Origin of the sequence: Aliivibrio fischeri (genome assembly GCF_009727955.1) — a bacterium.
In the GTDB taxonomy this organism is placed as follows: Bacteria; Pseudomonadota; Gammaproteobacteria; order Enterobacterales; family Vibrionaceae; genus Aliivibrio; species Aliivibrio fischeri_A.
In genome coordinates, this window is sequence record NZ_WOBR01000004.1 from 1,396,821 (window position 1) to 1,418,672 (window position 21,852).

Genomic DNA, 21,852 nt, shown 5'->3' on the forward strand with positions numbered 1-21,852 from the left:
CAAAGGCTCAAACTCAATTATCAATTACGCTTTTTCAGCTGTGGTTGAACGCTTTTCTTTTGTTGCACTTAGCTCATCAATTTCATCACTGTTTAAATTATTCTTAAACATTGGTGCAGTTAGATAACCCACGATAACCACCATCAAAGTACCGATAACACCGTAGAAGAAGAAGTTTAAATCCGTAGCTGAACGTACCCAAAGCACAGTAGCAATACTTGCAACTACACCTAGTAACGCGCTGTTTGCATTTGCACGGCGAACGAATATACCAAGCATAAATAGTCCTGTCATTGGGCCACCCATTAAGCCAAGTAAGCTGTTGAACGCATCCCAAATTTCACTTTCGTTAGACATAATTAAGTATGTAGAAGCGACGACACCTAAAAGACCAGCAACAACCGTTAGTGTTCGACCAATTCTTAGCTTCTGCTCTGAAGTTGGGTTCTTGCTCACTTTTTCATAAATATCAGAAGTAAAACATGCTGCAATACTATTTAAACTACTTGAAATACTTGATTGTGACGCAGCAAAAATAGCCGCGATAATCAGACCTGCAACTCCTACAGGCATTTGAGAAATAACGTAGAAAGGTAAAATACCGCCCGTGTTAAAGTTCTCAGGAAGCAACTCTGGATTTTGAGTGTAGTAAGCAAATAATGCAGAACCTACAGCGAAGAAGAAAATAGGAACACAAGCCACTAATTTTGCATTCGTGATCAGTGCTTTTTTAGTTTCATCAATATTGTCGGTAACGATATAACGTTGAACCACATCTTGGCTTGCTGTGAATTGTTGTAGAGAGGCAAAGAAGAAACCAATCATTAATACCGGAATCGTACTGTCCGTCCAGCTCCAGCTAAATTGCTCTGCAGGGAAATATTTATCCGCTTGATTTGACATGCTAAACACTTCAACAAGACCGCCATCCACATTAAAGCAGATAACAACAAAGATAAGAATGGCAGCAACAGAAAGCATCACACCTTGAATTACGTCGGTCCAAATTACCCCTTCAATACCACCAAGGAAGGTATAAATAATACAAAGAACACCAATTAAGAACACAATCATTAACGGGCTAATATCAATAAATGGCATTAACGCCAATGCCGTTAAATAGGTAACAATAGCAATACGACCAATATGGAAAAGCATGAAAGAAATACTGCCAAATAAGCGCATTCTTACATCAAAACGTCTTTCTAGGTATTCATATACAGAAGTCAGATTTAGCTTTCTAAAAAAGGGAATATAGAACCAAAAAACGATAGGAAGAATAGCAATAGCGACATACTGACCAATTAAGAAAGTCCAGTCACTTGTATACGCTTTTGCCGGAATAGACATAAAGGTAATCGAGCTTAACGTTGTTGCAAATACACTGAAACCAGCAGCCCAACCGGGGATCCTTCCTCCAGCTTTAAAGTAATCATCAGCTGATTTTTGACGACGTGCAAAATAAACACCCACTGCCATAATTGCCCCTAGATAGACAAAGAGAGCAATGTAATTTAATGTACCAAATGATTGTGCTTCCATCGGAATATACCTTGTATAATTTTTGTAGGGTTAAATTACTATTTCTTAGAAGTTCTTTTTTAACGTATTGTGTTAGCCCAATGAGCGACACCAATCAATCCTGCATCAGCGCCGCAACGGGCATGCTGAACCTTGGTTTGATATGGTGAAGGTTGTTGTGCTAGATAATGCTGTACAAGTTCTAAATAATGAGGTGCAAGACCAACACTGCCCCCTAAAGCGACCAATTCAATGTCTAATACCATTTTTAAATCAGCAATTAAGTTGGCTATCGCCTTAGCTGAACCGTTTATGATATCTGTAGCATTAGGATCATTTTGCGAAAAATGCTTAAAAACGATTTCTCCCGAACAGTCATCACCAAAAAATGCTTTTCCGGCTTGACCTATCGCGGTACCTGAAGCAATACTTTCGACACAACCTCGACGACCACAACCACATATTGGCCCATTGGGATCCGCAAGCGTATGTCCTGCGTGACCAGCAATACCATTCGCACCAATAAGCAGCTCATCATTAATAACAACACCTGCACCAACGCCAGTAGATACGGTAATAAAAGCCATGTTTACCAGGTTTAACTCAAGTGTTTGATACTCAGCCCATGCCGCAGCTTGCGCATCATTAATGACTGTTGTTGGCTTTTTCGTTATTTTTTCAATCACGGTTCTTAGTGGATAGTTATTTAAACCACCCAGATTTAACGGATTTAATGCTGTTAATACTCCATCATTAATGATCCCAGTTGATGCTACTGCAACCGTTGAAATATCATCTAAAAATGGCGTTAATAGTTTATCTAACGCTTTATCCATCTCTTCTGGTTGGCTAGAAGATGGTGTAGCTATTTGCTGACGACGTAGCACCTTTCCTGAGTCAATGATTGCTGCCGCAATTTTAGTTCCACCAATATCAACCGCTAGACAAGGCTTCATGCGATGTCCTTAATCATGTTTTTCTTACCAAGCTCAACTTCAGATTTAAACCAACCACAAATATGTTCAATACGCGTAATCGCAGAGCCAACAGTGACGCAAGATGCCCCAGCTTCTATTGCCTCTCTAGCCAGTTGTGGTGAATTAAAACGTCCTTCAGCCATAACAAAACACCCTTGATTTGCCAATTTCTGAATGAACTGAAAATCCGGTTCTTTTGGAGTGATTGGTGTGGTATATCCAGATAATGTCGTGCCTATAATTTCAACACCGAGTCCATGGCAAAACATTCCCTCTTCATAAGTCGAAGAGTCCGCCATGACTAAGCAACCTAAGCTTTGAATTTTCTTTACTAATTCTTCGACGGGTACCGGTCGAGGTCGGTGAGTTGCATCAATGGCAATGATATCTGCCCCAGCTTCTTTTAATGCGATTACGTCCTCAATATAAGGTGTAATTCGAACCTCTGAGTCATCAAGATCACGCTTAATAATGCCAATAATAGGAACCGATACGTGTGGTCTTATCGCTTTTAAATTATCAATGCCTTCAATTCGTAAACCAATGGCGCCCCCTTCAACACTTGCCATTGCCATCGCAGCAACAATTTCAGGTTTATCCATTGGACCATCATCAACAGGCTGACACGATGAAACGAAACCTTGAGATAATGCATTTAATGTCTTGTCGATATTGCTTCCCATAAAGCTGAACTCCAAACTTAATAGCAACATAATAGTATTACTCCAAATTACACCAACGGAGTAATACTTCAATCCAAAGATGTAAAAATGGAGATCTAGATCTCTTTAAAAATAAAACCAACAAAATTGAAAGATACAAATCGCCCTATTTATAAGGATTTTAATTGATTGCATTTCGACATTACTGTATTTTTGACTGTATAAAACTCGGAGTGTAACTCCAATAGGAGTGAATATTTGATGGATAAGGCAGAAAAATGAACAATACAAATGCTCAAAATAATCAGTATATGATTACCAATGTTGATGTATTTAATGGTCAAAAAATAGAAGAAAAACAGGCTATTATTATCAATAACGACTCAATTTCATCCATAATTTCAATGAAAGAAGCTGATTCTTTAACTCTAGATCGCATTGATGGAGAAGGTGCATTAGCAACCGCAGGTTTTATTGATATTCAATTGAATGGTTGTGGTGGCGTGTTACTCAATACCGATATAACGCTTTCAACCTTAGAGACAATGAATAAAACCAACGTAAAATACGGAACAACTCAATACTTACCAACCTTAATTACCAGTACTGAAATCGACCTTCAAAATACATTATCAATGATGACCACTTTTGAGAATGCAGAGCAAGAAGGTGTATTAGGACTTCATCTTGAAGGACCTTTCATCAATATTGAGAAAAAAGGCGCTCATCAAGCTCAATACATTCGTGAACTAGATCTAAATACAGCTCAGCTGCTTGCGCAACATCGTGAGCAGATAAAGGTCATTACTCTTGCTCCAGAACGTATCAAACAAGACGTCCTAGATTGCTTAACAGCAGCCGGGATCACGGTTTCAATTGGACATACCAACGCCACTTATGAGCAAGTCAACACTCGTACTGGTTTCACTATGGCTACGCATTTATATAATGCAATGACACCTCTAGGTTCAAGAGAACCCGGTGTGGTTGGTTATATTTTCGATCAAAAACCCCATGCAGGTATTATTGTTGATGGCATTCATGCCTCTTACCCATCAGTTAGAATTGCTCACCAACAGCTAAAAGAAAAACTCTTTTTGGTAACCGATGCAGTCACTCCAGCAGGAACAGATTTAACAGAGTTTGATATGGCAGGAACGCCTGCTTATGTGACCGATGGAAAATGTCACTATAAAGACGGCACCATTGCAGGTGCAGCCATTACCATGATTGATGGGGTACGTAACTTAATTAATCATGTAGGTTTATCAAAAGAAGAAGCATTAAGAATGGCAAGCTTATACCCAGCCCAAGCGTTGAAAATAGACAATGAATACGGTCAATTAAAAGAAAACTACAAAGCAAACATTGCTCTTATTGACAGTAATAATGACATTACAACAACGATTCAAATGGGGAAATTGGTTTATCAGAAATAAAAAGTAGGCCGTGAATATGTGTATATTCACGGCCTTATAATTTTATACAGTCAAAGAATTACGATTGATTAGAAAGCGCTTCTGTAGTCTTCAGCTTATTAGCTTTTGCACCACTAATATCACGTTTAACTAATAAGGTATAAATTAGATCCAATACGAACAACTGCGATATTTTAGTACCAATCGAGTCACCTTGAAGTTGTCCCTGCCTGTTACCGTTCACTAAAACATAATCAGAATACTTGGTAATATCCGAGCGAGGGTTATGCGTAATGGCAATCGTCGTCGCTCCATTCTCTTTTGCTAAACGTAATGCTTTCGTCGTTTCAACTGAATTACCAGAGTGGCTAAGCCCTACAGCAAAATCCCCAGGTTGCATTAACGATGATTTAATATACATAAAATGGTTATTGGTAAATGCATCCACATTTAAACCAATTCGCATGAATTTATGTTTTGCACTTTCAGCGGTTAAACCTGATGAACCAACACCAAAAAAGTAAATCGCTTTTGCATCTTTTAATGCTTCAGCTACCGACTCTAAAGACTGGAAGTTAAGCAAATTCATGGTTTCAGCAAGGACACTTTCAATGGTTGATTGAAGCTTATGCCCTATCACTTCCGCATTATCTTCAGCAGTAACATCGGTATCAAAAATCTCTTTCTCTCGACCTTGAAGGTTAGAAACTTCAATCGCCAATTCCATTTTAAAATCTTGATAACCCTTAAAACCAAGAGTTCGACAAAAACGAATAATGGTTGCATCACCCGCATTTACAATCTGTGATAGTTCAGCAATCGAGTGTTTACTCACTTGAGTCGCATTAGACATAACATAATCAGCGATACGCTTTGAAGATGGAGTCAAACTATTATAAAGACTGCCTATCGTATCGATGATGTTGCCCGCTTTTATTTGAATATTATGGTTGGACATCAGAAAGTAACCCTTGAATAAAACACGTTATGAATTCCATTTTGTCACGCTACTCTCATTTTGTGAAGTGTAACTCCATAATTATTATTCGCATTATTTGCACTAAAAAAGAATAAATACGACACATATAAAAATAATTAGCGCTAAATTTACTCTCACAGATCACATTTACGACATTACGCTGTGATTTTCATGTTGCTAAATGAAACTTTACTCCATAAGATTAGTTTAACTCCAATATTGATATTTAAATGAAGAATAACTTCATTAAAAATAAACTAACGAGGCTTAAATGAAAAAGTTAACCGGTTTAATTGCTGCTCCACATACTCCATTTGATTCTTCAAACAACGTAAACTTTGAAGAGATTGATAAAATCGCCAAGCATTTAATCAAAGATGGCGTAAAAGGCATTTATGTATGTGGGACAACTGGAGAAGGCATTCACTGTAGTGTTGAGGAACGTAAAGCCATTGCTGAGCGTTGGGTAAGCGCTTCTAATAATCAATTAGATATCATTGTACATACAGGTGCATTAAGCATTGTTGATACGCTAGAACTTACACGCCATGCAGATACACTAGATATTTTAGCTACATCTGCAATTGGTCCATGTTTCTTTAAACCAGGTAGCGTTGCAGATTTAGTTGAATATTGTGCAACCATTGCAGCAGCTGCACCATCAAAAGGCTTCTACTACTACCACTCTGGTATGTCTGGTGTGAATTTAAATATGGAAGAGTTTTTAATTCAAGCTGATAAACGTATTCCTAATTTATCAGGCCTTAAATTTAACAGTGGTGATTTATACGAATACCAACGCTGCCTCCGAGCTTGCGATGGTAAATTTGATGTTCCATTTGGTGTTGATGAGCATCTACCTGGCGCACTTGCTGTTGGTGCAAAAAGTGCAGTAGGTAGTACTTATAACTACGCCGCTCCACACTTTAATTCAATTATCGAAGCATTTAATCGTGGCGATCAAGAAGCGGTATTCAATAAGATGACAAATGTTATTGAGCTTATCCGTGTATTAGTTGATTTCGGCGGTGTCGCCGCAGGTAAGGTTGCAATGGAGCTTCACGACATCAATGCTGGAGATCCTCGTTTGCCACTAATGCCATTAACTACAGAGCAGAAAGTAACCGTAGCAACTCGAATGAGAAACGCTGGTTTCATGCAATAAAATACAGACTTATCTTTGCTCTAAAGCTGAAAAACTTCCCCCTAGGTTTTTCAGCTTTTTTTGATCTATGTTTTCCCTTTTTCAACGTGTAAACTCAGTATAGTTATCATTTATATGAGAAAAATTATGAAAGTTTATGATTGTTGTGACAAAGTTCGTGAGTTGTATTCGTTAATTGGTAGTGGTGATCAAGGCTATATCCCACAAGCCATCACGTGTGCAGTAAAAACACTAAACGATATCGCTGCAGATGAATCACTACCTAAAGAAGCTCGTGAGCGTGCTGCCTTTGCTGCTGCTAACTTATTAATTTCAGATTTTGAGGATAAATAATGACACCTGAAAAAATGGCTTCAATGGATCCTGTCATGCTGATGAGTATGGTTAATATGAAAATCAGAGATGAATTTGGTGATTTAGATAGCTACGTAAAATTCTATGAATTAGATAAAGACGCTCTCATTAAAAAGCTAGCTGATGCAGGGTTTGACTACCTAAAAGAAGCAAAACAATTTAGATAAAACAAATCCAATCAAAAGTAAAAAGCCAGCATAATTAACATAATGCTGGCTTTTTTTATATTTTAGGACGAGACAGTTTGAATGTTGAGTATTTATAACTAACTAGAATGACGCCCATAAAACCGTGATAACCAAAATAGGACACACAAATTTCACATACAGAGGCCAAACTTTACCAAAGAAACCTTGCTGGAACTCAGGATAACCCTGCTCAAGTTCTTTAATTTTAGAATGACGGCTCCATACCCAACCACCAAACACACAGAACAATAATGCTGCAATTGGCTGTAAATACTGGGTTGCAATCATAGCAACTAAACCAAATAACTCACCAAAATTAAAGACAATAACAACGCTGAATGCTGCAATTAATGAGCCTAACACCCAGCTTGTTGGTGTTCTCTTTGTTTCAAATCGCTCGCTAACCAATGATACTGAACACTCAAGCATAGAAATCGATGACGTTAAGGCTGCAATAGTTAACAGTGCAAAGAAAACAATCGCAAATAAATCACCAAACAAACCTAAGCTATCAAACATCATAGGTAAAACAGTAAATACCAAAGTATCAGAGCTTAATAATGAACCATCCTCTGCATAAATTTGAACGCCTTTTTGCATAGCAACAAACATTGCAGGCATAACAACAAGACCCGCAATAAAAGCAACAGCGGTATCCACTAATGCTACGTTCATGGCCATCTTTGGTAGGTTCTCTTTCTTACTTAAATAAGAACCATAAATCAGCATTGAACACCCACCAATAGTCAGAGAGAAAAAGCCCTGTCCCATTGCGGCTAAAATCAATTTCTTATCCATTACCTTTTCAAAATCAGGTATAAGATAATGCTTTAATCCTTCTACAGCACCTTGCTGCATCATGATATAAACAAATAATAAGCCAAATAATATGAATAATGCAGGCATCAAGCGAGTTGACCATTTCTCAATACCGTCTTTAATTCCACCTTGTACGATTAGAATAGTTAATACATAAAAAAGTATCGTACCTAGTAAATTGCGCTCAATACTAAACCCTTTAAACCATTCAGCAACATCATTTAATCCAACGACATTTGCCATAGCGCCTAGTAGAAAACAAATTAACCACCCACCAACAATGCTATAAAACATCAGTACAGCGCTAGGTACGCTTAATCCAATCCAACCAACAAATGCACCAAACCTCTTACCTAGCGGATTAGAAGTCAACGAACGCATACTATCTACCGGATTTGCTTGTCCATGGCGACCAATGGCCATTTCGACAACCAACATAGGAAAAGCAACGACTAAGATCATAATTAAATAAACAAGTAAGAAGGCACCACCACCATTACTTGCCGCTTGAGTAGGGAAGCCCCAGATGTTACCAAGGCCAACCGCAGCCCCTGCTGCTGCCAATATAAAACCTAATCGTGAACTAAAACTTTCTCTATTACTGCTCATTAAAACGTATCATTCAACTAGTACAATGCGATTATATTACCTCAGATTTCATTAAAAACCAGAAATAATTATCAAAGTAATTGATTTATTTCTTATTGATCGCGATTTAAAGCTATTTTCACTATTCTGTAATGAATATAAGGAATTATAGTTATTCATTTTTCTTTATAACTTGCCTTACTGAACTGCTTTTTTTTTAATCAGAACAAATAGAACGACTTATTCTATTCACAATAAATAAGCATTAGAAAAAGTAATCCAAAAGCGTCAAAATTATAATCAATATTTTATTTGACGAAATTAAAAACTACTGATAAATTCGCCGTCATTGAGTCACGGTGTACACATCCTATAACACCTCTCTACTTACTCCACCAAACTCCAGACTACTGAGTAACACACTCAGACAATTAGATGGTAGCCAAATGGGTTAGATATCCGCCAAGTATTAACTATACTTAGTGTGGATTTTTTCTATTTGAGACAAATTAATGACAGATAAAATCATTGTCGGATGGCGCGAATCACTAAGCCTTCCAGAACTTGGTATTAAATTAATTAAGGCAAAAGTTGATACTGGCGCCAAAACTTCTTGTTTGCATGCTTTTAAAGTAGAGCCCTTCACAAAGGATGGTGAAGACTGGGTCCGCTTCTGGATTCACCCAGAAAAGCGTAATAACGATTTTGTGCAAATTTGTGAAGCACCAATCGTAGACCAACGAAAAGTAAAAAGCTCAAGCGGTCAAGAAGAGATGCGCTACGTCATCAAAACAATGATCCGACTCGCAGGCCAAGAGTGGCCAATTGAAATTACATTAAGTAACCGAGAAACAATGGTGTTTCGTATGTTACTTGGAAGAACCTCAATGCAAGATCGCATTGTTGTAGATCCATCGTCATCTTACCTTGTTGATTTTGAGGAAACTGTATAATGAAAATCGGTATTTTATCGCGTAACCAATCTCTTTACTCTACTAGCCGTTTAATTGAAGCTGCTGAGAGTCGTGGACATGAAGTAAAAGTGATTGATGCATTACGTTGTTATATGAATATCAATTCAGAAAAACCTCAAATTCACTTCAAAGGTGAAGAGTTGGTTGATTACGATGCGATCATTCCACGTATTGGTGCTTCTGTTACTTTCTACGGTACAGCGGTATTACGTCAATTTGAAATGATGGGTGTATACCCAGTAAATGAATCTGTTGCAATTACTCGTTCTCGTGACAAATTACGCTCAATGCAATTACTGTCACGTAAAGGCATCGGTATGCCAATTACTGGCTTTGCAAGTAAACCAGATGACGTTAAAGATCTATTAGACATGGTTGGCGGTGCGCCAGTTGTGATCAAGCTCTTAGAAGGCACTCAAGGTATTGGTGTTGTTCTTGCAGAAACACGTAAAGCAGCAGAAAGTGTTGTTGAAGCATTCATGGGCTTAAAAGCAAATATCATGGTTCAAGAGTTCATCAAAGAAGCTGGCGGTGCAGATATCCGTTGTTTCGTTATTGGTGGCAAAGTGATTGCAGCAATGAAACGTCAAGGTGCAGAAGGCGAGTTCCGCTCTAACTTACACCGTGGTGGCTCTGCATCACTTGTTAAATTAACTCCTGAAGAGCGTAAGACAGCAGTAGCTGCTGCAAATATCATGGGCTTAAATGTTGCAGGTGTAGATTTACTTCGCTCTGAGCGTGGTCCACTGGTTATGGAAGTGAACTCATCTCCGGGCTTAGAAGGCATTGAAAAAGCAACAGGTAAAGACGTTGCTGGCCTAATTATTGATTTTATTGAGAAAACTGCAGCGACTAAAAGGACTAAAACTCGTGGCAAAGGCTAAAAAAAATCAAGCGTTTGAATTATTAACGCACTCGGTTGCACCTGGTGAAAGAAAGGTAATTGAGATTGAAGCCGCTAAGCTTTATACGCATTCACCTTTATCGATCCCTGTTGAGATCATTAACGGCCAGCATGCTGGCCCAATCCTGATGGTAAATGCTGCCATTCATGGTGATGAACTTAATGGTGTTGAAATTGTACGTCAATTAATCAATAACATTGATCCGAAGAAACTAAAAGGCACACTGATTGCTGTGCCTATTGTTAACGTCTTTGGTTTCATTCATAAATCACGCTATCTTCCTGATCGCCGTGACTTAAACCGTTGTTTCCCTGGTTCTGAAAAAGGGTCTTTGGCATCTCGCATGGCAAATACCTTTTTCACTCAGATTGCACAACGTTGTGATTATATTGTTGATTTACATACAGGTGCGATTCACAGAACGAACCTTCCTCAACTTAGAGCTGACTTAAGCAATCCAGAAACGTTACGTATTGCACATGCATTCGGTACACCAGTGATTGTTGATTCACCTCTTCGTGATGGTTCTCTTCGTAGTGAAGCTGAAAAATGCAATATCCCTGTATTAACCTATGAAGCAGGTGAAGCATTACGCTTTGAGCCAATTGCGATCAATGCTGGTTATGTGGGTGTACAACGTGTAATGCAAGCGATTGGCATGCTAAAGGCGAGCAGAAAACGCTTACCAGAAGCAGTTATAGCTAAATCAACAAGTTGGTTACGTGCAGAAAGCGACGGTATTTTACGTACTGTTGTGACTTTAGGTGAGCAAGTTGAAAAAGGTCAAGTACTGGCTTACATCAGCGCACCATTGGGTCATAGTGAAATTGAACTGCGAGCTCATAAAGGTGGCATCGTTATTGGTCAACAAACTCTACCTTTAGTTAATGAAGGGGATGCTGTTTTCCATCTTGCTTACTTTACTGAAGATGACGAAATGGTTGGTCAAACTGTAGAAACTTACATTGATGAAATCATTGAGGCTGATACTGATCAGCTAACTAATGGTCAAATCGCCGTTCCTAGCGTTTAATCACCTAGCTAAAATCAAATTTTAAAAGAGAGGTTCGCCTCTCTTTTTTGATCCAAAAAAATCACTGAACATCAATAATTTCGTATTGCTGTTTTTTCCCTGCTAAATTCAATTCAAATTCATCCCCAAGCTGCTGCCCTATCATCGCTTTCCCTAATGGTGCTGATGGTGTAATCAATGAAAACACTAAGTCTTGATGACCAACTTTCACCCCACCCGCTGACGGACCAATAAAAAAAATACTCTCAACATCATCTTGATTCACTAGCGTAACCAAAGCACCTTGGTTAATACTGCTGTCTTCTGTATAAGTCAGCCTTGGTAATTTTCGATAAGCTAAAATATCAGCTTCACATTCGGAAACCCTAACCGCTTGTCCATGTGCCAGATAAGAAGCTTCTAAGCCAAACGTCTCATACTTACTTCGAGCTATCGCTTCTTTATCTGTTGCTTGATCAATCGCTCTTTGAGTAGCATCCAACGCTAATTGATGGATCTTGCGTAACTCATCAATAATTGAATCTAATAATGCTTCTTTATTTATCATCTTATATAACCCATAAAATAGAACAGCTGATGATAGCAATAATAAAGGTGAATACTTTAAATACAAAAAAGGCGCTTTAATTAGCGCCTTTTTTATTTAATTCTATTGTGAAGATTACTCTTCGTCGAAGTCGTACTCGTCTTCTTCTTCATCACGAGCTGCTTCATATGCTGCTTTTTGAGCTGCCGCTTTTTCTTTCTTACGTGCGATCATTTCTTCACGCTCAGAACGTTGCTCTGATTTACGCTCGTTACGTACAGCTTGGTTTTTAGCAAATTCAACAAGCTCTTTTTCAGCCCATTCAACAGCTTCAGCTTCAGTTTCAAAACCAAGTTGACGTTTAGATACAACCGTTCTGCGAGAAGTTACTTGGCGTGTAATTTCAGCAGCCCAAGCGTTACGTTTTTCTACAATACGGTAATCAAATTTTGCCATTTTTATTTCCTAGAATTCGATAGTTAAGGGATAGATCATTAAAAAAATTCCATCTATAACTGCTGCATCATCACAGCATTCCCTTTAATGCCCGCTATTAGAACACATTTCGATAAAAATGCACCAAAAAGATGAGATCAATACTGTCAGATAATTGAAAATATAAGTAGTAAAAAAGCACAACTAAAAAAATGACTGGTATAAAAACCAGTCATTTTCCATTTAGAACAAAAATTAGCTTTGAGAAGCAGCTAGTTCTTCTAATGCTTGGATACTGGTTTGAGAAACAACATAGCCATCCATGTAGTAAGTAATGTTATCTCCATCTCTTACTCCCATGAGTATCGCTTTATCACCATTATTATATGTAATGTCCATTTGAATCGTATTTTCATCGATTGCTTTCATTTCACCAGACTCAATTACTCTATTTGATGAAATAGGATCAATTGGTGCCGTTTTTAATGAATCATCAAGGCCATCATTAATATTCATCATGGTATCAACTTTACTATCAAAAATGTGTGGCGAACCACTAAGCACGTTTTTACCAGTCCAAAACTCCAACGAGTTAAAAACAATGTAGTCGCCAGCAAGGGTAAGAGCATAAACAGGAGAAAGTAAAAAGTTAACTCCGGCACGAGCGTAACGATTATCTACCACTTGAACGTTAAATTTCATCAACATACCTGTTAGTGCATTACTACCCACACACCCAGATAACGACATTACAACCGTTGATATTGCAATTATTTTGATCAGACTTTTTGTCATAATTCCCTCGACTTTTATGATTAGTATTCATTAAAAGCATAGGTCGTATATCAAAAAGTTCCAGAACCCTTATTTTTATTCTTAATTACTAAATGATTACGATTATCGCGGCTGCTTCGAATTAATTCATCACCTTGTACAATATCTTCCGATTTTGCTAATCGATCATATAAAAGGACATTCACTGTCGCAGCTAGGTTCATACATCCTACTGTAGGAACATAAACCACATGGTCTGCACGATCCGCTACTTGCTGAGTTATCGAGCCATCTTCAGGACCAAACACATAAATTGCTTTATCTGGATGTTGAAACTGAGGAAGAGAGACTGCCCCTTCAGCTAATTCAACACAAACGACCTTCATGTCTTCTGGTAAATCGTCTAATAAACAATTTACGCTTGTTAATGGAATTTTGTTGGCAACTTTTTTCGTATCCGTTTGAAATTTAGCTGCACGATCATATCGCTCACCAGTATAGCGAACATCATCAACTTGATAACAACCAGCAGCACGCATTACTGCACCAACATTTGTCGGACTTTTTGGATTACTTAACCCGATAGTCACATGCGTTTTTTTCATTGCTTATTCCAACAGATAAAATTAAAAAAGCATTCTAACAAAAAAACCGCTGAAGCCTAAACTTCAACGGTTTTATTTGAAAAGAGCCGTCTTTACCCAACCCTTTTGTTTATTATAGAACAGAGTCTCAATTCAATATTAAGATTATTATCACATTTTTACACATTAGTGATAACCAACTGATTATTAACTTAAACATCAAGAGTGCATTTTATAAATGCACCTTAATTATGCGCTAAATCAGCCAATATTCTTACGTGCATTTTGGAACATACGCATCCAAGCACCATTCTCGCCCCAACCTTCTGGAGACCAAGAGTTAGCAACTGTACGGAATACACGCTCAGGGTGAGGCATCATGATAGTCACGCGGCCATCTGTAGTTGTTAAACCTGTAATAGCGTTTGGTGAACCATTCGGGTTATTCGGGTATTGCTGCGTTGGGTTACCGTTATTATCAACGTAACGTAGAGCAACCGTGCCTGAATTTTCAATCGCGTTTAGATGATCGTTGTCACGTACTTCTACGCGCCCTTCACCATGAGAAACGGCGATAGGCATACGAGAACCTTCCATTCCGTTGAAGAATACAGAATCAGATTTCTGAACTTCTACTAGGCTGAAACGAGCCTCAAAACGCTCAGATTCGTTACGAACGAAACGTGGCCAGTACTCAGCACCAGGAATGAGTTCACGCAGGTTAGACAGCATCTGACAACCGTTACACACACCTAGAGAGAAGGTATCTTCACGCTTGAAGAAGTTTTCAAATTGCTCACGAGTCGAATCGTTAAACAGAACCGACTTAGCCCAACCTTCACCAGCGCCCAGTACGTCACCGTAAGAGAAGCCACCACATGCTACAAGGCCGTTGTACTCATCAAGTACAGCTTGACCAGTAAGGATGTCGCTCATGTGAATATCAGTCGCTTCGAATCCTGCACGGTCGAATGCTGCTGCCATTTCAACGTGGGAGTTAACACCCTGCTCACGTAGAATCGCCATCTTAGGCTTGGCACCTGTGTTGATAAATGGCGCTGCAATATCTTCGTTTACGTCAAAGCTTAGTTTCACGTTCAGACCTGGATCTGAGTTGTCTTTCTTCGCTTCGTGTTCTTGGTCTGCACACACTGGGTTATCACGTAGACCTTGCATCTTGTGCGTTGTCTCAGCCCAGATAGTACGTAGTTCAGTACGGTTACGTTCAATAACAACCGTTTCACCAGACTTAATCACTAGCTCATTTGAATTTTCAACAGAACCGATTACGTGTGAACACGCTTCTAGACCGTTTGCTGCAAGAGTTGAAAGAACCGCGTCTAGGTCGTCGTTACGAACTTGGATTACCGCACCTAGTTCTTCGTTGAATAGTGCTGCTAGTGTGTCTTCGCTGTTCTCTGATGCAGATAAAAGTGCTTCAATGTTTGCATTAACACCACAGTGACCTGCGAACGCCATTTCAGCTAGTGTTACGAATAAACCACCGTCGCCTTTATCGTGGTAAGCCACAACTTGGTCATTAGCAACCAGTGCTTGAACGCCTTCGTAGAAACCTTTTAGCTGTGCCGCGTTGTCTACGTCTGCTGGTTTATCACCAAGCTGCTTGTAAACTTGCGCTAGTGCCGTTGCACCTAGACGGTTTTTGCCATTACCTAGGTCGATAAGAACTAGTGATGTATCACCTTTGTCAGTGCGAAGCTGAGGCGTGATCGTCTTACGAACATCTTCAACACGAGCAAATGCAGTGATAACAAGAGATAGCGGAGAAGTTACTTCTTTCTGCTCGCCGTTCTCTTCCCATTTAGTCTTCATAGACATTGAGTCTTTACCCACTGGGATAGTTAGACCCAGTGCTGGACATAGTTCTTCACCAACCGCTTTAACCGCTTCGTAAAGACCTGCATCTTCACCTGGGTGGCCTGCTGGAGACATCCAGTTAGCCGACAGTTTAATGTGTTTGATATCACCGATGTTGGTCGCTGCAATGTTTGTGATTGCTTCACCAACCGCTAGACGAGCCGATGCACCGAAGTCTAGTAGTGCCACTGGTGTACGCTCACCAAGAGACATTGCCTCGCCGTGGTAAGAGTCGTAACTTGCTGCCGTTACTGCGCAGTTTGCAACCGGAACCTGCCATGGGCCAACCATTTGATCACGAGCAACAAGGCCAGTTACCGAGCGGTCACCGATGGTAATAAGGAATGTTTTCTCAGCGACTGTTGGTAGGCGAAGAACACGGTCAACTGCTTCGTTCATTTCAATACCAGAACGGTCAATCGCAGGATTGTTTACTTTTAGCGTTTTCGCGTCACGGTGCATCTTAGGTGTTTTACCTAATAGGATGTCCATTGGCATATCGATTGGCGTGTTGTCGAAGTGTGAATCTTCTAGTTTAAGTTCACGCTCTTCAGTTGCTTTACCAACCACTGCGTACGGTGCACGCTCACGCTTACAAATCGCATCGAACGTTGCCATGTCTTTGTCAGCAACAGCCATAACGTAACGCTCTTGAGATTCGTTACACCAAATCTCAAGAGGGCTCATGCCCGGCTCATCGTTTGGTACGTCACGTAGATTGAAGATACCACCACGCTCGCCATCGTCTACTAACTCAGGAAGTGCATTTGAGATACCGCCAGCGCCCACATCGTGAATGAATGCGATAGGGTTCGCATCACCTAGCTGCCAACAACGATCGATAACTTCCTGACAACGACGTTCCATTTCTGGGTTTTCACGTTGTACCGAAGCGAAATCGAGATCTTCAGAAGAAGAACCTGAGTCCATAGAAGATGCCGCACCACCACCAAGGCCGATGTTCATCGCTGGACCACCAAGAACGATTAGACTTGCGCCTACTGGGATCTCTTTCTTCTGAACATGTTCATCACGGATGTTACCAAGACCACCAGCTAGCATGATTGGCTTGTGATAACCACGTACTTCTTCACCTGCGTGAGAATTTACTTTCTCTTCGTAAGTACGGAAGTAGCCTAGTAGGTTTGGACGACCAAATTCATTGTTAAATGCTGCACCACCAAGAGGACCTTCAAGCATGATATCTAAAGCTGTAACGATACGGCTTGGCTTACCAAAGTCAGTTTCCCAAGGTTGAACGAAGTTCGGGATCTTAAGGTTCGAAACAGAAAACGCTACTAAACCAGCTTTTGGCTTACCACCAATACCTGTTGCGCCTTCATCACGGATTTCACCACCAGAACCTGTAGATGCGCCCGGCCATGGAGAAATAGCGGTTGGGTGGTTGTGCGTTTCAACTTTCATCAAGATGTGTGTTTTCTCTTGATGATAGCTGTACTGACGAGTTTTAGGATCTGGGAAGAAACGACCTACAGTAGAGCCAGTCATCACTGCTGCATTATCTTTGTATGCAGAAAGTACGTTATCAGGAGTAACTTCAAACGTATTTTTGATCATTTTAAACAGTGACTTTTCTTGCTTAACGCCATCAATAGTCCAATCAGCGTTAAAGATTTTATGGCGACAATGCTCTGAGTTCGCTTGTGCAAACATCATAAGTTCGATATCTGTTGGGTTACGTTCTAGTTTTTCAGTGAAGCTTTCAAGCAGATAATCAATCTCATCTTCTGCCAAAGCAAGACCTAGGGTAACGTTTGCGTCTTCAAGCGCTTTACGCCCACCGGTTAATAGATCAACTTCGGTATATGGTGCTGGTTCAGATACAGCAAATAACGCTGATGCTGATTCGAAGTCAGTGAAAACCACTTCCATCATGCGGTCATGAAGAATCGCTTTTAATTCAACTAATTGAAGTTCTGATAATTCTTCAGAGCTTTCAATATAAAATGCCGTTCCACGCTCTAAACGTGCAATTTTATCTAAACCACAGTTATGAGCAATATCAGTAGATTTTGAAGACCAAGGAGAGATCGTTCCTGGACGAGGAGTGGTAAGAAGCAATAAGCCTTCTGGCTCATGTTCTTCAATGGTTGGACCGTAAGTTAGTAATTTTTCTAATTTCTGTACTTCAGACGCATCAAGATCTGCTGTTACATCAGCAAAATGGGCAAACTCAGCATAAATACCAGTAACAGGTAAACTCAGCTCGCGACAAAGCTCAAGCAGCTTGTTAACACGAAATTCAGATAGAGCAGGTGAACCACGCAAAATTCTCATGTACTAGGTCTCTTTGGCAATGAATTAAAGGTAATATTGGAATAGTTTCATAAGATTATGATGTATATAACTCAATTAAATACTCATGGCTCATAGTGACTATGCCGATGTTACCTCTGCTATTGCGAGCGCATTATAAAGGATTTTTTTTTGTGAAGTAACACCAAAAGCAACCGTTTGCGTATTTTTTTTAAAAAAAAGGGTAACGAACCGTTATTTACCTAAAAGAGAACAAGAAATAACCACACGATGCATTTAATCTGTCTCAATATCTAATTATTGTTGTAATTTGTTACCGCACTTTTGCCTCTTTATTTACCATTTGATATAACTACGCCTTAAATTTTAAAAAGAGCATCCTGACTTGAGCCGCATTCGACATCACCGATTTATACAATCTTGTTTGGTTATTTCTACCCTCCTTATCACCTTAACAGGTTGCCAAGTAGAATCAGAGCCGAAAACCAAGCTAGAACAAATTAGAGAACGTGGCATTTTACGAGTCAGTACATTAAACAACCAACTCTCTTATTACATTGGTTCTAATGGCCCTACTGGGTTAGATTATGATCTTGCTAAAGCCTTTGCAGAAAAGTTAGAAGTGAAACTTGAGATCACTCCTGCCTATACTTATTCAGGCTTATTTCCTGCGTTAGAGCGTAATGAAGTTGATATCATTGCTGCCAACATGACAATAACACCTGAACGCTTAGAAAAGTTCCGCCCAGGGCCTGTCTATTATTATGTCAGTCAACAGGTTGTTTATAAGAAAGGAAGTTGGCGACCACGCAACATTAAAAACCTAACTCAGCTTGATGAAAATCTTACCATTGTTAAAGATTCAAGCTTTGAAGGTACACTTATAAAATTAAAAGAAAAATACCCAAATCTTGATTGGAATACTGCTGCAGATACTGATGTAAGTGAGCTTCTGAAAAAAGTAGCAACAGGTGAAATTCATTATACCTTAGCTGATTCGGTAGAGTTATCACTCACTCAACGTATTCATCCAGATCTGGCTGTTGCTTTTGAAGTTACAGAAGATCAACCCGTTGCATGGTTCTTACAACAAACCGAAGATGACAGCTTACAGGCGCTATTAATTGAATTTTTTGGTGAGTTGAAAGAAAGCGGTAAACTTGCCCTTCTTGAAGAAAAATATTTTGGCCATGTAGAATCTTTTGATTATGTAGATACTCGCGCCTTTATCCGCGCATTAGAAAGTAAACTACCAAAGTGGGAACCTCTATTTAAAAAATACGCGGGAGACTTTGATTGGCGATTCCTTGCGGCACTTTCTTATCAAGAGTCTCATTGGAACCCATTGGCAAAATCACCAACAGGCGTTCGTGGCATGATGATGTTAACACTACCAACCGCGCAATCAGTAGGGGTTCAAAATCGCTTAAATCCAGAACAAAGTATTCGTGGTGGTGCTGAATATTTACGTCGAATTGTTAAACGAGTTCCTGACTCTATCACTGAACATGAAAAAATTTGGTTCGCATTGGCTTCATATAACATCGGTTTTGGTCATATGATGGATGCAAGACGTCTAACACAGCGTTTAGGTGGTGATCCTGACTCATGGACTGATGTAAAAGACAATTTACCACTGCTTCGTCAACATCGTTATTACCGATACTTACGCTATGGTTTCGCACGTGGTGATGAAGCGCAAAATTACGTTGAAAATATTAGACGTTATTATCAAAGTATTATTGGTTACGAACAAGAACAAGCGAACAAGTTAAAACAAGAAGAACTAACAGTTGAAGATCTACAAGTCATAGATGTTCCTTTGTCATCAGCAGAAGCCAGTGTTAGCCAAGCCATTGAGGTTAAAAAGTAATTTTATAATGGTGAATCTTATCGCAGATTCATCGTCATAATACGGTAACAATAGAGGCTTAATCTGCATTTCACATCATTTATTTTTATGCGCGTTTTACAAATACAATAAACGCGCTTTTTATTCGTTTAATTAGGGGGAGTTTATGCTCTCTGGTAGAAGAAAACCAAAAAGTAAAAGTACGCTAAGAAGCAGTACACAACGTCGTAGAAAACTACTGAATAACCATAAAAAAGTCTTACAACGTCAACGATCATATGCTCAAGCATTATTCGATACAGGCGAATCCTTCTCTTGTCGATAAACATACAAAAGAAAAAAGGCAAACCAGTAATGGCTTGCCTTTTTATATTAATATAACGAATTAAATGATCATTAAGAGAATTGGCATTAAATATTATTTAACGTTATTTTCCTCAGCTTCTCTTCTCGCTTTTTTCTCTTCTTTCTTTTCTTTACGTCTTCTTTTAAAAAACGCCTGCAACTGAGAACGACACGCTTCTTCCATCACACCTGATTCACATTCAACAAAATGAAACGCCGTTGCCGAAGTAAACAGGTTTATCACACTTCCTGATGCCCCTGTTTTCATATCTGATGCACCAAAAATAACGCGTTTAATACGACTATGTACAATCGCGCCTGCACACATAGGGCATGGCTCTAACGTAACGTATAATGTCGCATCAACTAAGCGATAGTTTTCAATTTTACTTCCCGCTTGTTTAATTGCCATCATCTCTGCATGTGCTGTTGCATCATGAGCACCAATTGAGCGATTCCACCCCTCTCCGATGATTTCACCATCTAAGACAATCACGGCACCGACAGGAACTTCACCCTCTTCTTCTGCAATAGCAGCCAGTTCCATTGCTCGTTGCATATAGAAACTTGCATCTCTGCTTTCTTTTTCAACACGCATTTATTCAGCTAACTCTTGTGCTAAAAACTCCACCAATAAACGAACCTTAGTTGAAAGGTGTCGATTATTTGGGTACACAGCCCAGATCCCTTCTTTTGGCTCACGATAAGGAACAAGGATCTCGACTAATTCACCTTTATCCATTGATTCTTGAACATAAAAATCAGGTAGCTGAACAATACCTAACCCTTTTAATGCAGCATTGGTTAGCGCGGCTCCACTATTACAATGAATCGAGCCTTTTACTCTTACACTTTTTTCTTTTTTATTTTCAATAAAGCGCCAAATAGGTAAGCTACCAATCAAACAGTTATGTTGAGATAACTCAGATAATGTATGAGGTTCACCATGTTTCTCTATATAACTAGGAGAAGCACACACTCGAACTTGTCTACTCGATAAACGCTTTGCCATCATGGTTGAATCGGTTAAGCGACCTAACCGAATCGCTAAATCAAAATCTTGCTCAACCAAATCTAATGTCTGATTTGATAATACAAGTTCAAGTTCAAGCTGTGGGTACATCAACATAAAGTCACTCAGTAATGGTGCAATCAATTGCTCACCATATGTCACTGAAGACGTAATTTTTAAGCGCCCTTGTGGAGTTGCGTTTAGCTCTGTAATGGCTCTATCGGCTTGTTTTAACCCTTCAACTAAATGACGACAATGTTGATAATAAGTTTGCCCAGCCTCCGTTACAGAAACTTTTCGAGTTGTTCTTATCAATAGTTTAATTGAAAGACGATCCTCTAAGGCCGCGACTTTACGGCTAATTTGAGCAACAGAAGTATCAAGAGCCCTAGCGGCTCCAGTAAAGCTTTGCGCTTCAGCAACAGCAACGAATTCCGTTACCCCTTCCCAATCAATCATTGGTGATTCTCCACTACTATTATTACGTATTCGTAAAAATTATTTACCATTCTAGCGTATTATCAATTGATGCGAAATACTTATAATGGCACCAACAAAACGAGAAAGCAGAAATAAAAAACTCAAC

At 39.4% G+C, this 21,852-nt stretch carries 21 protein-coding genes; 9 read left to right on the top strand and 12 right to left on the bottom strand.

Annotated elements, in window-relative coordinates; genetic code table 11:
- Positions 1 to 24: 24 nt before the first annotated feature.
- The 3 genes from GNP81_RS09740 to GNP81_RS09750 are packed head-to-tail and all read right to left on the bottom strand — an operon-like array spanning position 25 to position 3,211.
- A complete protein-coding gene (locus GNP81_RS09740) occupies positions 25 to 1,542 on the bottom strand; it encodes a sodium:solute symporter family protein (RefSeq protein WP_155674975.1) in 1,518 nt (505 codons plus the stop codon).
- Positions 1,543 to 1,601: 59 nt separating this feature from the next.
- Positions 1,602 to 2,477, bottom strand: a complete 876-nt coding sequence (locus GNP81_RS09745) for an N-acetylmannosamine kinase (protein ID WP_155674974.1) — start codon at positions 2,475 to 2,477, stop codon at positions 1,602 to 1,604.
- Positions 2,474 to 3,211: an N-acetylmannosamine-6-phosphate 2-epimerase gene (locus GNP81_RS09750; RefSeq protein ID WP_155674973.1), complete on the bottom strand. Its 738-nt coding sequence runs from the start codon at positions 3,209 to 3,211 to the stop codon at positions 2,474 to 2,476. The genes GNP81_RS09745 and GNP81_RS09750 overlap by 4 nt, the downstream gene beginning before the upstream one ends.
- Positions 3,212 to 3,438: 227 nt before the next feature.
- Here GNP81_RS09750 and nagA point away from each other — a divergent pair, with 227 nt between their 5' ends.
- Positions 3,439 to 4,599, top strand: a complete 1,161-nt coding sequence (gene nagA / locus GNP81_RS09755; protein WP_155674972.1) for an N-acetylglucosamine-6-phosphate deacetylase — start codon at positions 3,439 to 3,441, stop codon at positions 4,597 to 4,599.
- 58 nt (positions 4,600 to 4,657) lie between these two features.
- Here nagA and GNP81_RS09760 read toward each other — a convergent pair whose 3' ends face one another.
- Entirely contained in the window at positions 4,658 to 5,536 is an 879-nt protein-coding gene (locus GNP81_RS09760) for a MurR/RpiR family transcriptional regulator (protein WP_005418003.1), read from the bottom strand.
- Positions 5,537 to 5,828: 292 nt separating this feature from the next.
- On the opposite strand from GNP81_RS09760, the gene GNP81_RS09765 reads away from it, so the two are divergent.
- From GNP81_RS09765 to GNP81_RS09775, 3 genes are all read left to right on the top strand, one after another.
- The gene (locus GNP81_RS09765) at positions 5,829 to 6,722 is read left to right on the top strand and encodes a dihydrodipicolinate synthase family protein (RefSeq protein WP_155674971.1); all 894 of its coding nucleotides are present in this window, start codon (positions 5,829 to 5,831) and stop codon (positions 6,720 to 6,722) included.
- Positions 6,723 to 6,848: 126 nt separating this feature from the next.
- A complete protein-coding gene (locus tag GNP81_RS09770; protein ID WP_005418000.1) occupies positions 6,849 to 7,055 on the top strand; it encodes a YaeP family protein in 207 nt (68 codons plus the stop codon).
- A complete protein-coding gene (locus tag GNP81_RS09775) occupies positions 7,055 to 7,243 on the top strand; it encodes a DUF4250 domain-containing protein (RefSeq protein ID WP_155674970.1) in 189 nt (62 codons plus the stop codon). Before GNP81_RS09770 ends, GNP81_RS09775 begins: the two co-directional genes overlap by 1 nt.
- Positions 7,244 to 7,345: 102 nt before the next feature.
- Here the strand turns inward: GNP81_RS09775 and GNP81_RS09780 are convergent, their stop codons facing one another.
- The gene (locus GNP81_RS09780; protein ID WP_196587446.1) at positions 7,346 to 8,692 is read right to left on the bottom strand and encodes a sodium-dependent transporter; all 1,347 of its coding nucleotides are present in this window, start codon (positions 8,690 to 8,692) and stop codon (positions 7,346 to 7,348) included.
- Between the two features lie 491 nt (positions 8,693 to 9,183).
- Here GNP81_RS09780 and GNP81_RS09785 point away from each other — a divergent pair, with 491 nt between their 5' ends.
- Genes GNP81_RS09785 through GNP81_RS09795 form a run of 3 tightly spaced genes read left to right on the top strand, consistent with a single transcriptional unit; the run spans position 9,184 to position 11,583 of the window.
- Positions 9,184 to 9,624, top strand: coding sequence for an ATP-dependent zinc protease family protein (locus tag GNP81_RS09785; RefSeq protein WP_005417997.1), 441 nt, complete (start codon positions 9,184 to 9,186; stop codon positions 9,622 to 9,624).
- Positions 9,624 to 10,529 (top strand): 30S ribosomal protein S6--L-glutamate ligase, encoded by a 906-nt coding sequence (gene rimK / locus GNP81_RS09790; protein WP_012533521.1) that lies wholly within the window; start codon positions 9,624 to 9,626, stop codon positions 10,527 to 10,529. Before GNP81_RS09785 ends, rimK begins: the two co-directional genes overlap by 1 nt.
- Positions 10,516 to 11,583, top strand: coding sequence for a succinylglutamate desuccinylase/aspartoacylase family protein (locus GNP81_RS09795; protein WP_005417995.1), 1,068 nt, complete (start codon positions 10,516 to 10,518; stop codon positions 11,581 to 11,583). The genes rimK and GNP81_RS09795 overlap by 14 nt, the downstream gene beginning before the upstream one ends.
- 61 nt (positions 11,584 to 11,644) lie before the next feature.
- Here the strand turns inward: GNP81_RS09795 and GNP81_RS09800 are convergent, their stop codons facing one another.
- From GNP81_RS09800 to purL, 5 genes are all read right to left on the bottom strand, one after another.
- Entirely contained in the window at positions 11,645 to 12,130 is a 486-nt protein-coding gene (locus GNP81_RS09800) for a GreA/GreB family elongation factor (RefSeq protein WP_155671427.1), read from the bottom strand.
- 114 nt (positions 12,131 to 12,244) lie between these two features.
- Entirely contained in the window at positions 12,245 to 12,565 is a 321-nt protein-coding gene (locus GNP81_RS09805) for a DUF3622 domain-containing protein (RefSeq protein WP_005417986.1), read from the bottom strand.
- A 234-nt stretch (positions 12,566 to 12,799) separates the two neighbouring features.
- Complete coding sequence (locus GNP81_RS09810) at positions 12,800 to 13,339, bottom strand: DUF3332 family protein (RefSeq protein WP_012533266.1); 540 nt, start codon at positions 13,337 to 13,339, stop codon at positions 12,800 to 12,802.
- A 50-nt stretch (positions 13,340 to 13,389) separates the two neighbouring features.
- Positions 13,390 to 13,923, bottom strand: coding sequence for an RNA methyltransferase (locus GNP81_RS09815; RefSeq protein ID WP_155674969.1), 534 nt, complete (start codon positions 13,921 to 13,923; stop codon positions 13,390 to 13,392).
- Positions 13,924 to 14,163: 240 nt separating this feature from the next.
- On the bottom strand, positions 14,164 to 18,078 hold the full coding sequence (gene purL / locus GNP81_RS09820; protein WP_155671422.1) for a phosphoribosylformylglycinamidine synthase: 3,915 nt from the start codon (positions 18,076 to 18,078) through the stop codon (positions 14,164 to 14,166).
- A 364-nt stretch (positions 18,079 to 18,442) separates the two neighbouring features.
- On the opposite strand from purL, the gene mltF reads away from it, so the two are divergent.
- Together mltF and GNP81_RS09830 are read left to right on the top strand one after the other, a co-directional pair.
- On the top strand, positions 18,443 to 19,930 hold the full coding sequence (gene mltF / locus GNP81_RS09825) for a membrane-bound lytic murein transglycosylase MltF (protein WP_012533117.1): 1,488 nt from the start codon (positions 18,443 to 18,445) through the stop codon (positions 19,928 to 19,930).
- A gap of 145 nt (positions 19,931 to 20,075) precedes the next feature.
- Positions 20,076 to 20,234: a hypothetical protein gene (locus GNP81_RS09830; RefSeq protein WP_155674968.1), complete on the top strand. Its 159-nt coding sequence runs from the start codon at positions 20,076 to 20,078 to the stop codon at positions 20,232 to 20,234.
- Between the two features lie 93 nt (positions 20,235 to 20,327).
- Here GNP81_RS09830 and tadA read toward each other — a convergent pair whose 3' ends face one another.
- The gene (gene tadA, locus GNP81_RS09835; RefSeq protein ID WP_155671420.1) at positions 20,328 to 20,852 is read right to left on the bottom strand and encodes a tRNA adenosine(34) deaminase TadA; all 525 of its coding nucleotides are present in this window, start codon (positions 20,850 to 20,852) and stop codon (positions 20,328 to 20,330) included.
- On the bottom strand, positions 20,853 to 21,725 hold the full coding sequence (locus GNP81_RS09840) for a LysR substrate-binding domain-containing protein (RefSeq protein ID WP_155671418.1): 873 nt from the start codon (positions 21,723 to 21,725) through the stop codon (positions 20,853 to 20,855).
- Between the last annotated feature and the right edge of the window lie 127 nt (positions 21,726 to 21,852).

Excerpts from the sequence above, each read along its gene's own strand:
- GNP81_RS09740 (WP_155674975.1), bottom strand. The coding sequence starts at position 1,542 with ATGGAAGCACAATCATTTGGTACATTAAATTACATTGCTCTCTTTGTC.
- GNP81_RS09745 (WP_155674974.1), bottom strand. The coding sequence starts at position 2,477 with ATGAAGCCTTGTCTAGCGGTTGATATTGGTGGAACTAAAATTGCGGCA.
- GNP81_RS09750 (WP_155674973.1), bottom strand. The coding sequence starts at position 3,211 with ATGTTGCTATTAAGTTTGGAGTTCAGCTTTATGGGAAGCAATATCGAC.
- nagA (WP_155674972.1), top strand. The coding sequence starts at position 3,439 with ATGAACAATACAAATGCTCAAAATAATCAGTATATGATTACCAATGTT.
- GNP81_RS09760 (WP_005418003.1), bottom strand. The coding sequence starts at position 5,536 with ATGTCCAACCATAATATTCAAATAAAAGCGGGCAACATCATCGATACG.
- GNP81_RS09765 (WP_155674971.1), top strand. The coding sequence starts at position 5,829 with ATGAAAAAGTTAACCGGTTTAATTGCTGCTCCACATACTCCATTTGAT.
- GNP81_RS09770 (WP_005418000.1), top strand. The coding sequence starts at position 6,849 with ATGAAAGTTTATGATTGTTGTGACAAAGTTCGTGAGTTGTATTCGTTA.
- GNP81_RS09775 (WP_155674970.1), top strand. The coding sequence starts at position 7,055 with ATGACACCTGAAAAAATGGCTTCAATGGATCCTGTCATGCTGATGAGT.
- GNP81_RS09780 (WP_196587446.1), bottom strand. The coding sequence starts at position 8,692 with ATGAGCAGTAATAGAGAAAGTTTTAGTTCACGATTAGGTTTTATATTG.
- GNP81_RS09785 (WP_005417997.1), top strand. The coding sequence starts at position 9,184 with ATGACAGATAAAATCATTGTCGGATGGCGCGAATCACTAAGCCTTCCA.
- rimK (WP_012533521.1), top strand. The coding sequence starts at position 9,624 with ATGAAAATCGGTATTTTATCGCGTAACCAATCTCTTTACTCTACTAGC.
- GNP81_RS09800 (WP_155671427.1), bottom strand. The coding sequence starts at position 12,130 with ATGATAAATAAAGAAGCATTATTAGATTCAATTATTGATGAGTTACGC.
- GNP81_RS09805 (WP_005417986.1), bottom strand. The coding sequence starts at position 12,565 with ATGGCAAAATTTGATTACCGTATTGTAGAAAAACGTAACGCTTGGGCT.
- GNP81_RS09810 (WP_012533266.1), bottom strand. The coding sequence starts at position 13,339 with ATGACAAAAAGTCTGATCAAAATAATTGCAATATCAACGGTTGTAATG.
- GNP81_RS09815 (WP_155674969.1), bottom strand. The coding sequence starts at position 13,923 with ATGAAAAAAACGCATGTGACTATCGGGTTAAGTAATCCAAAAAGTCCG.
- purL (WP_155671422.1), bottom strand. The coding sequence starts at position 18,078 with ATGAGAATTTTGCGTGGTTCACCTGCTCTATCTGAATTTCGTGTTAAC.
- GNP81_RS09830 (WP_155674968.1), top strand. The coding sequence starts at position 20,076 with ATGCTCTCTGGTAGAAGAAAACCAAAAAGTAAAAGTACGCTAAGAAGC.
- tadA (WP_155671420.1), bottom strand. The coding sequence starts at position 20,852 with ATGCGTGTTGAAAAAGAAAGCAGAGATGCAAGTTTCTATATGCAACGA.
- GNP81_RS09840 (WP_155671418.1), bottom strand. The coding sequence starts at position 21,725 with ATGATTGATTGGGAAGGGGTAACGGAATTCGTTGCTGTTGCTGAAGCG.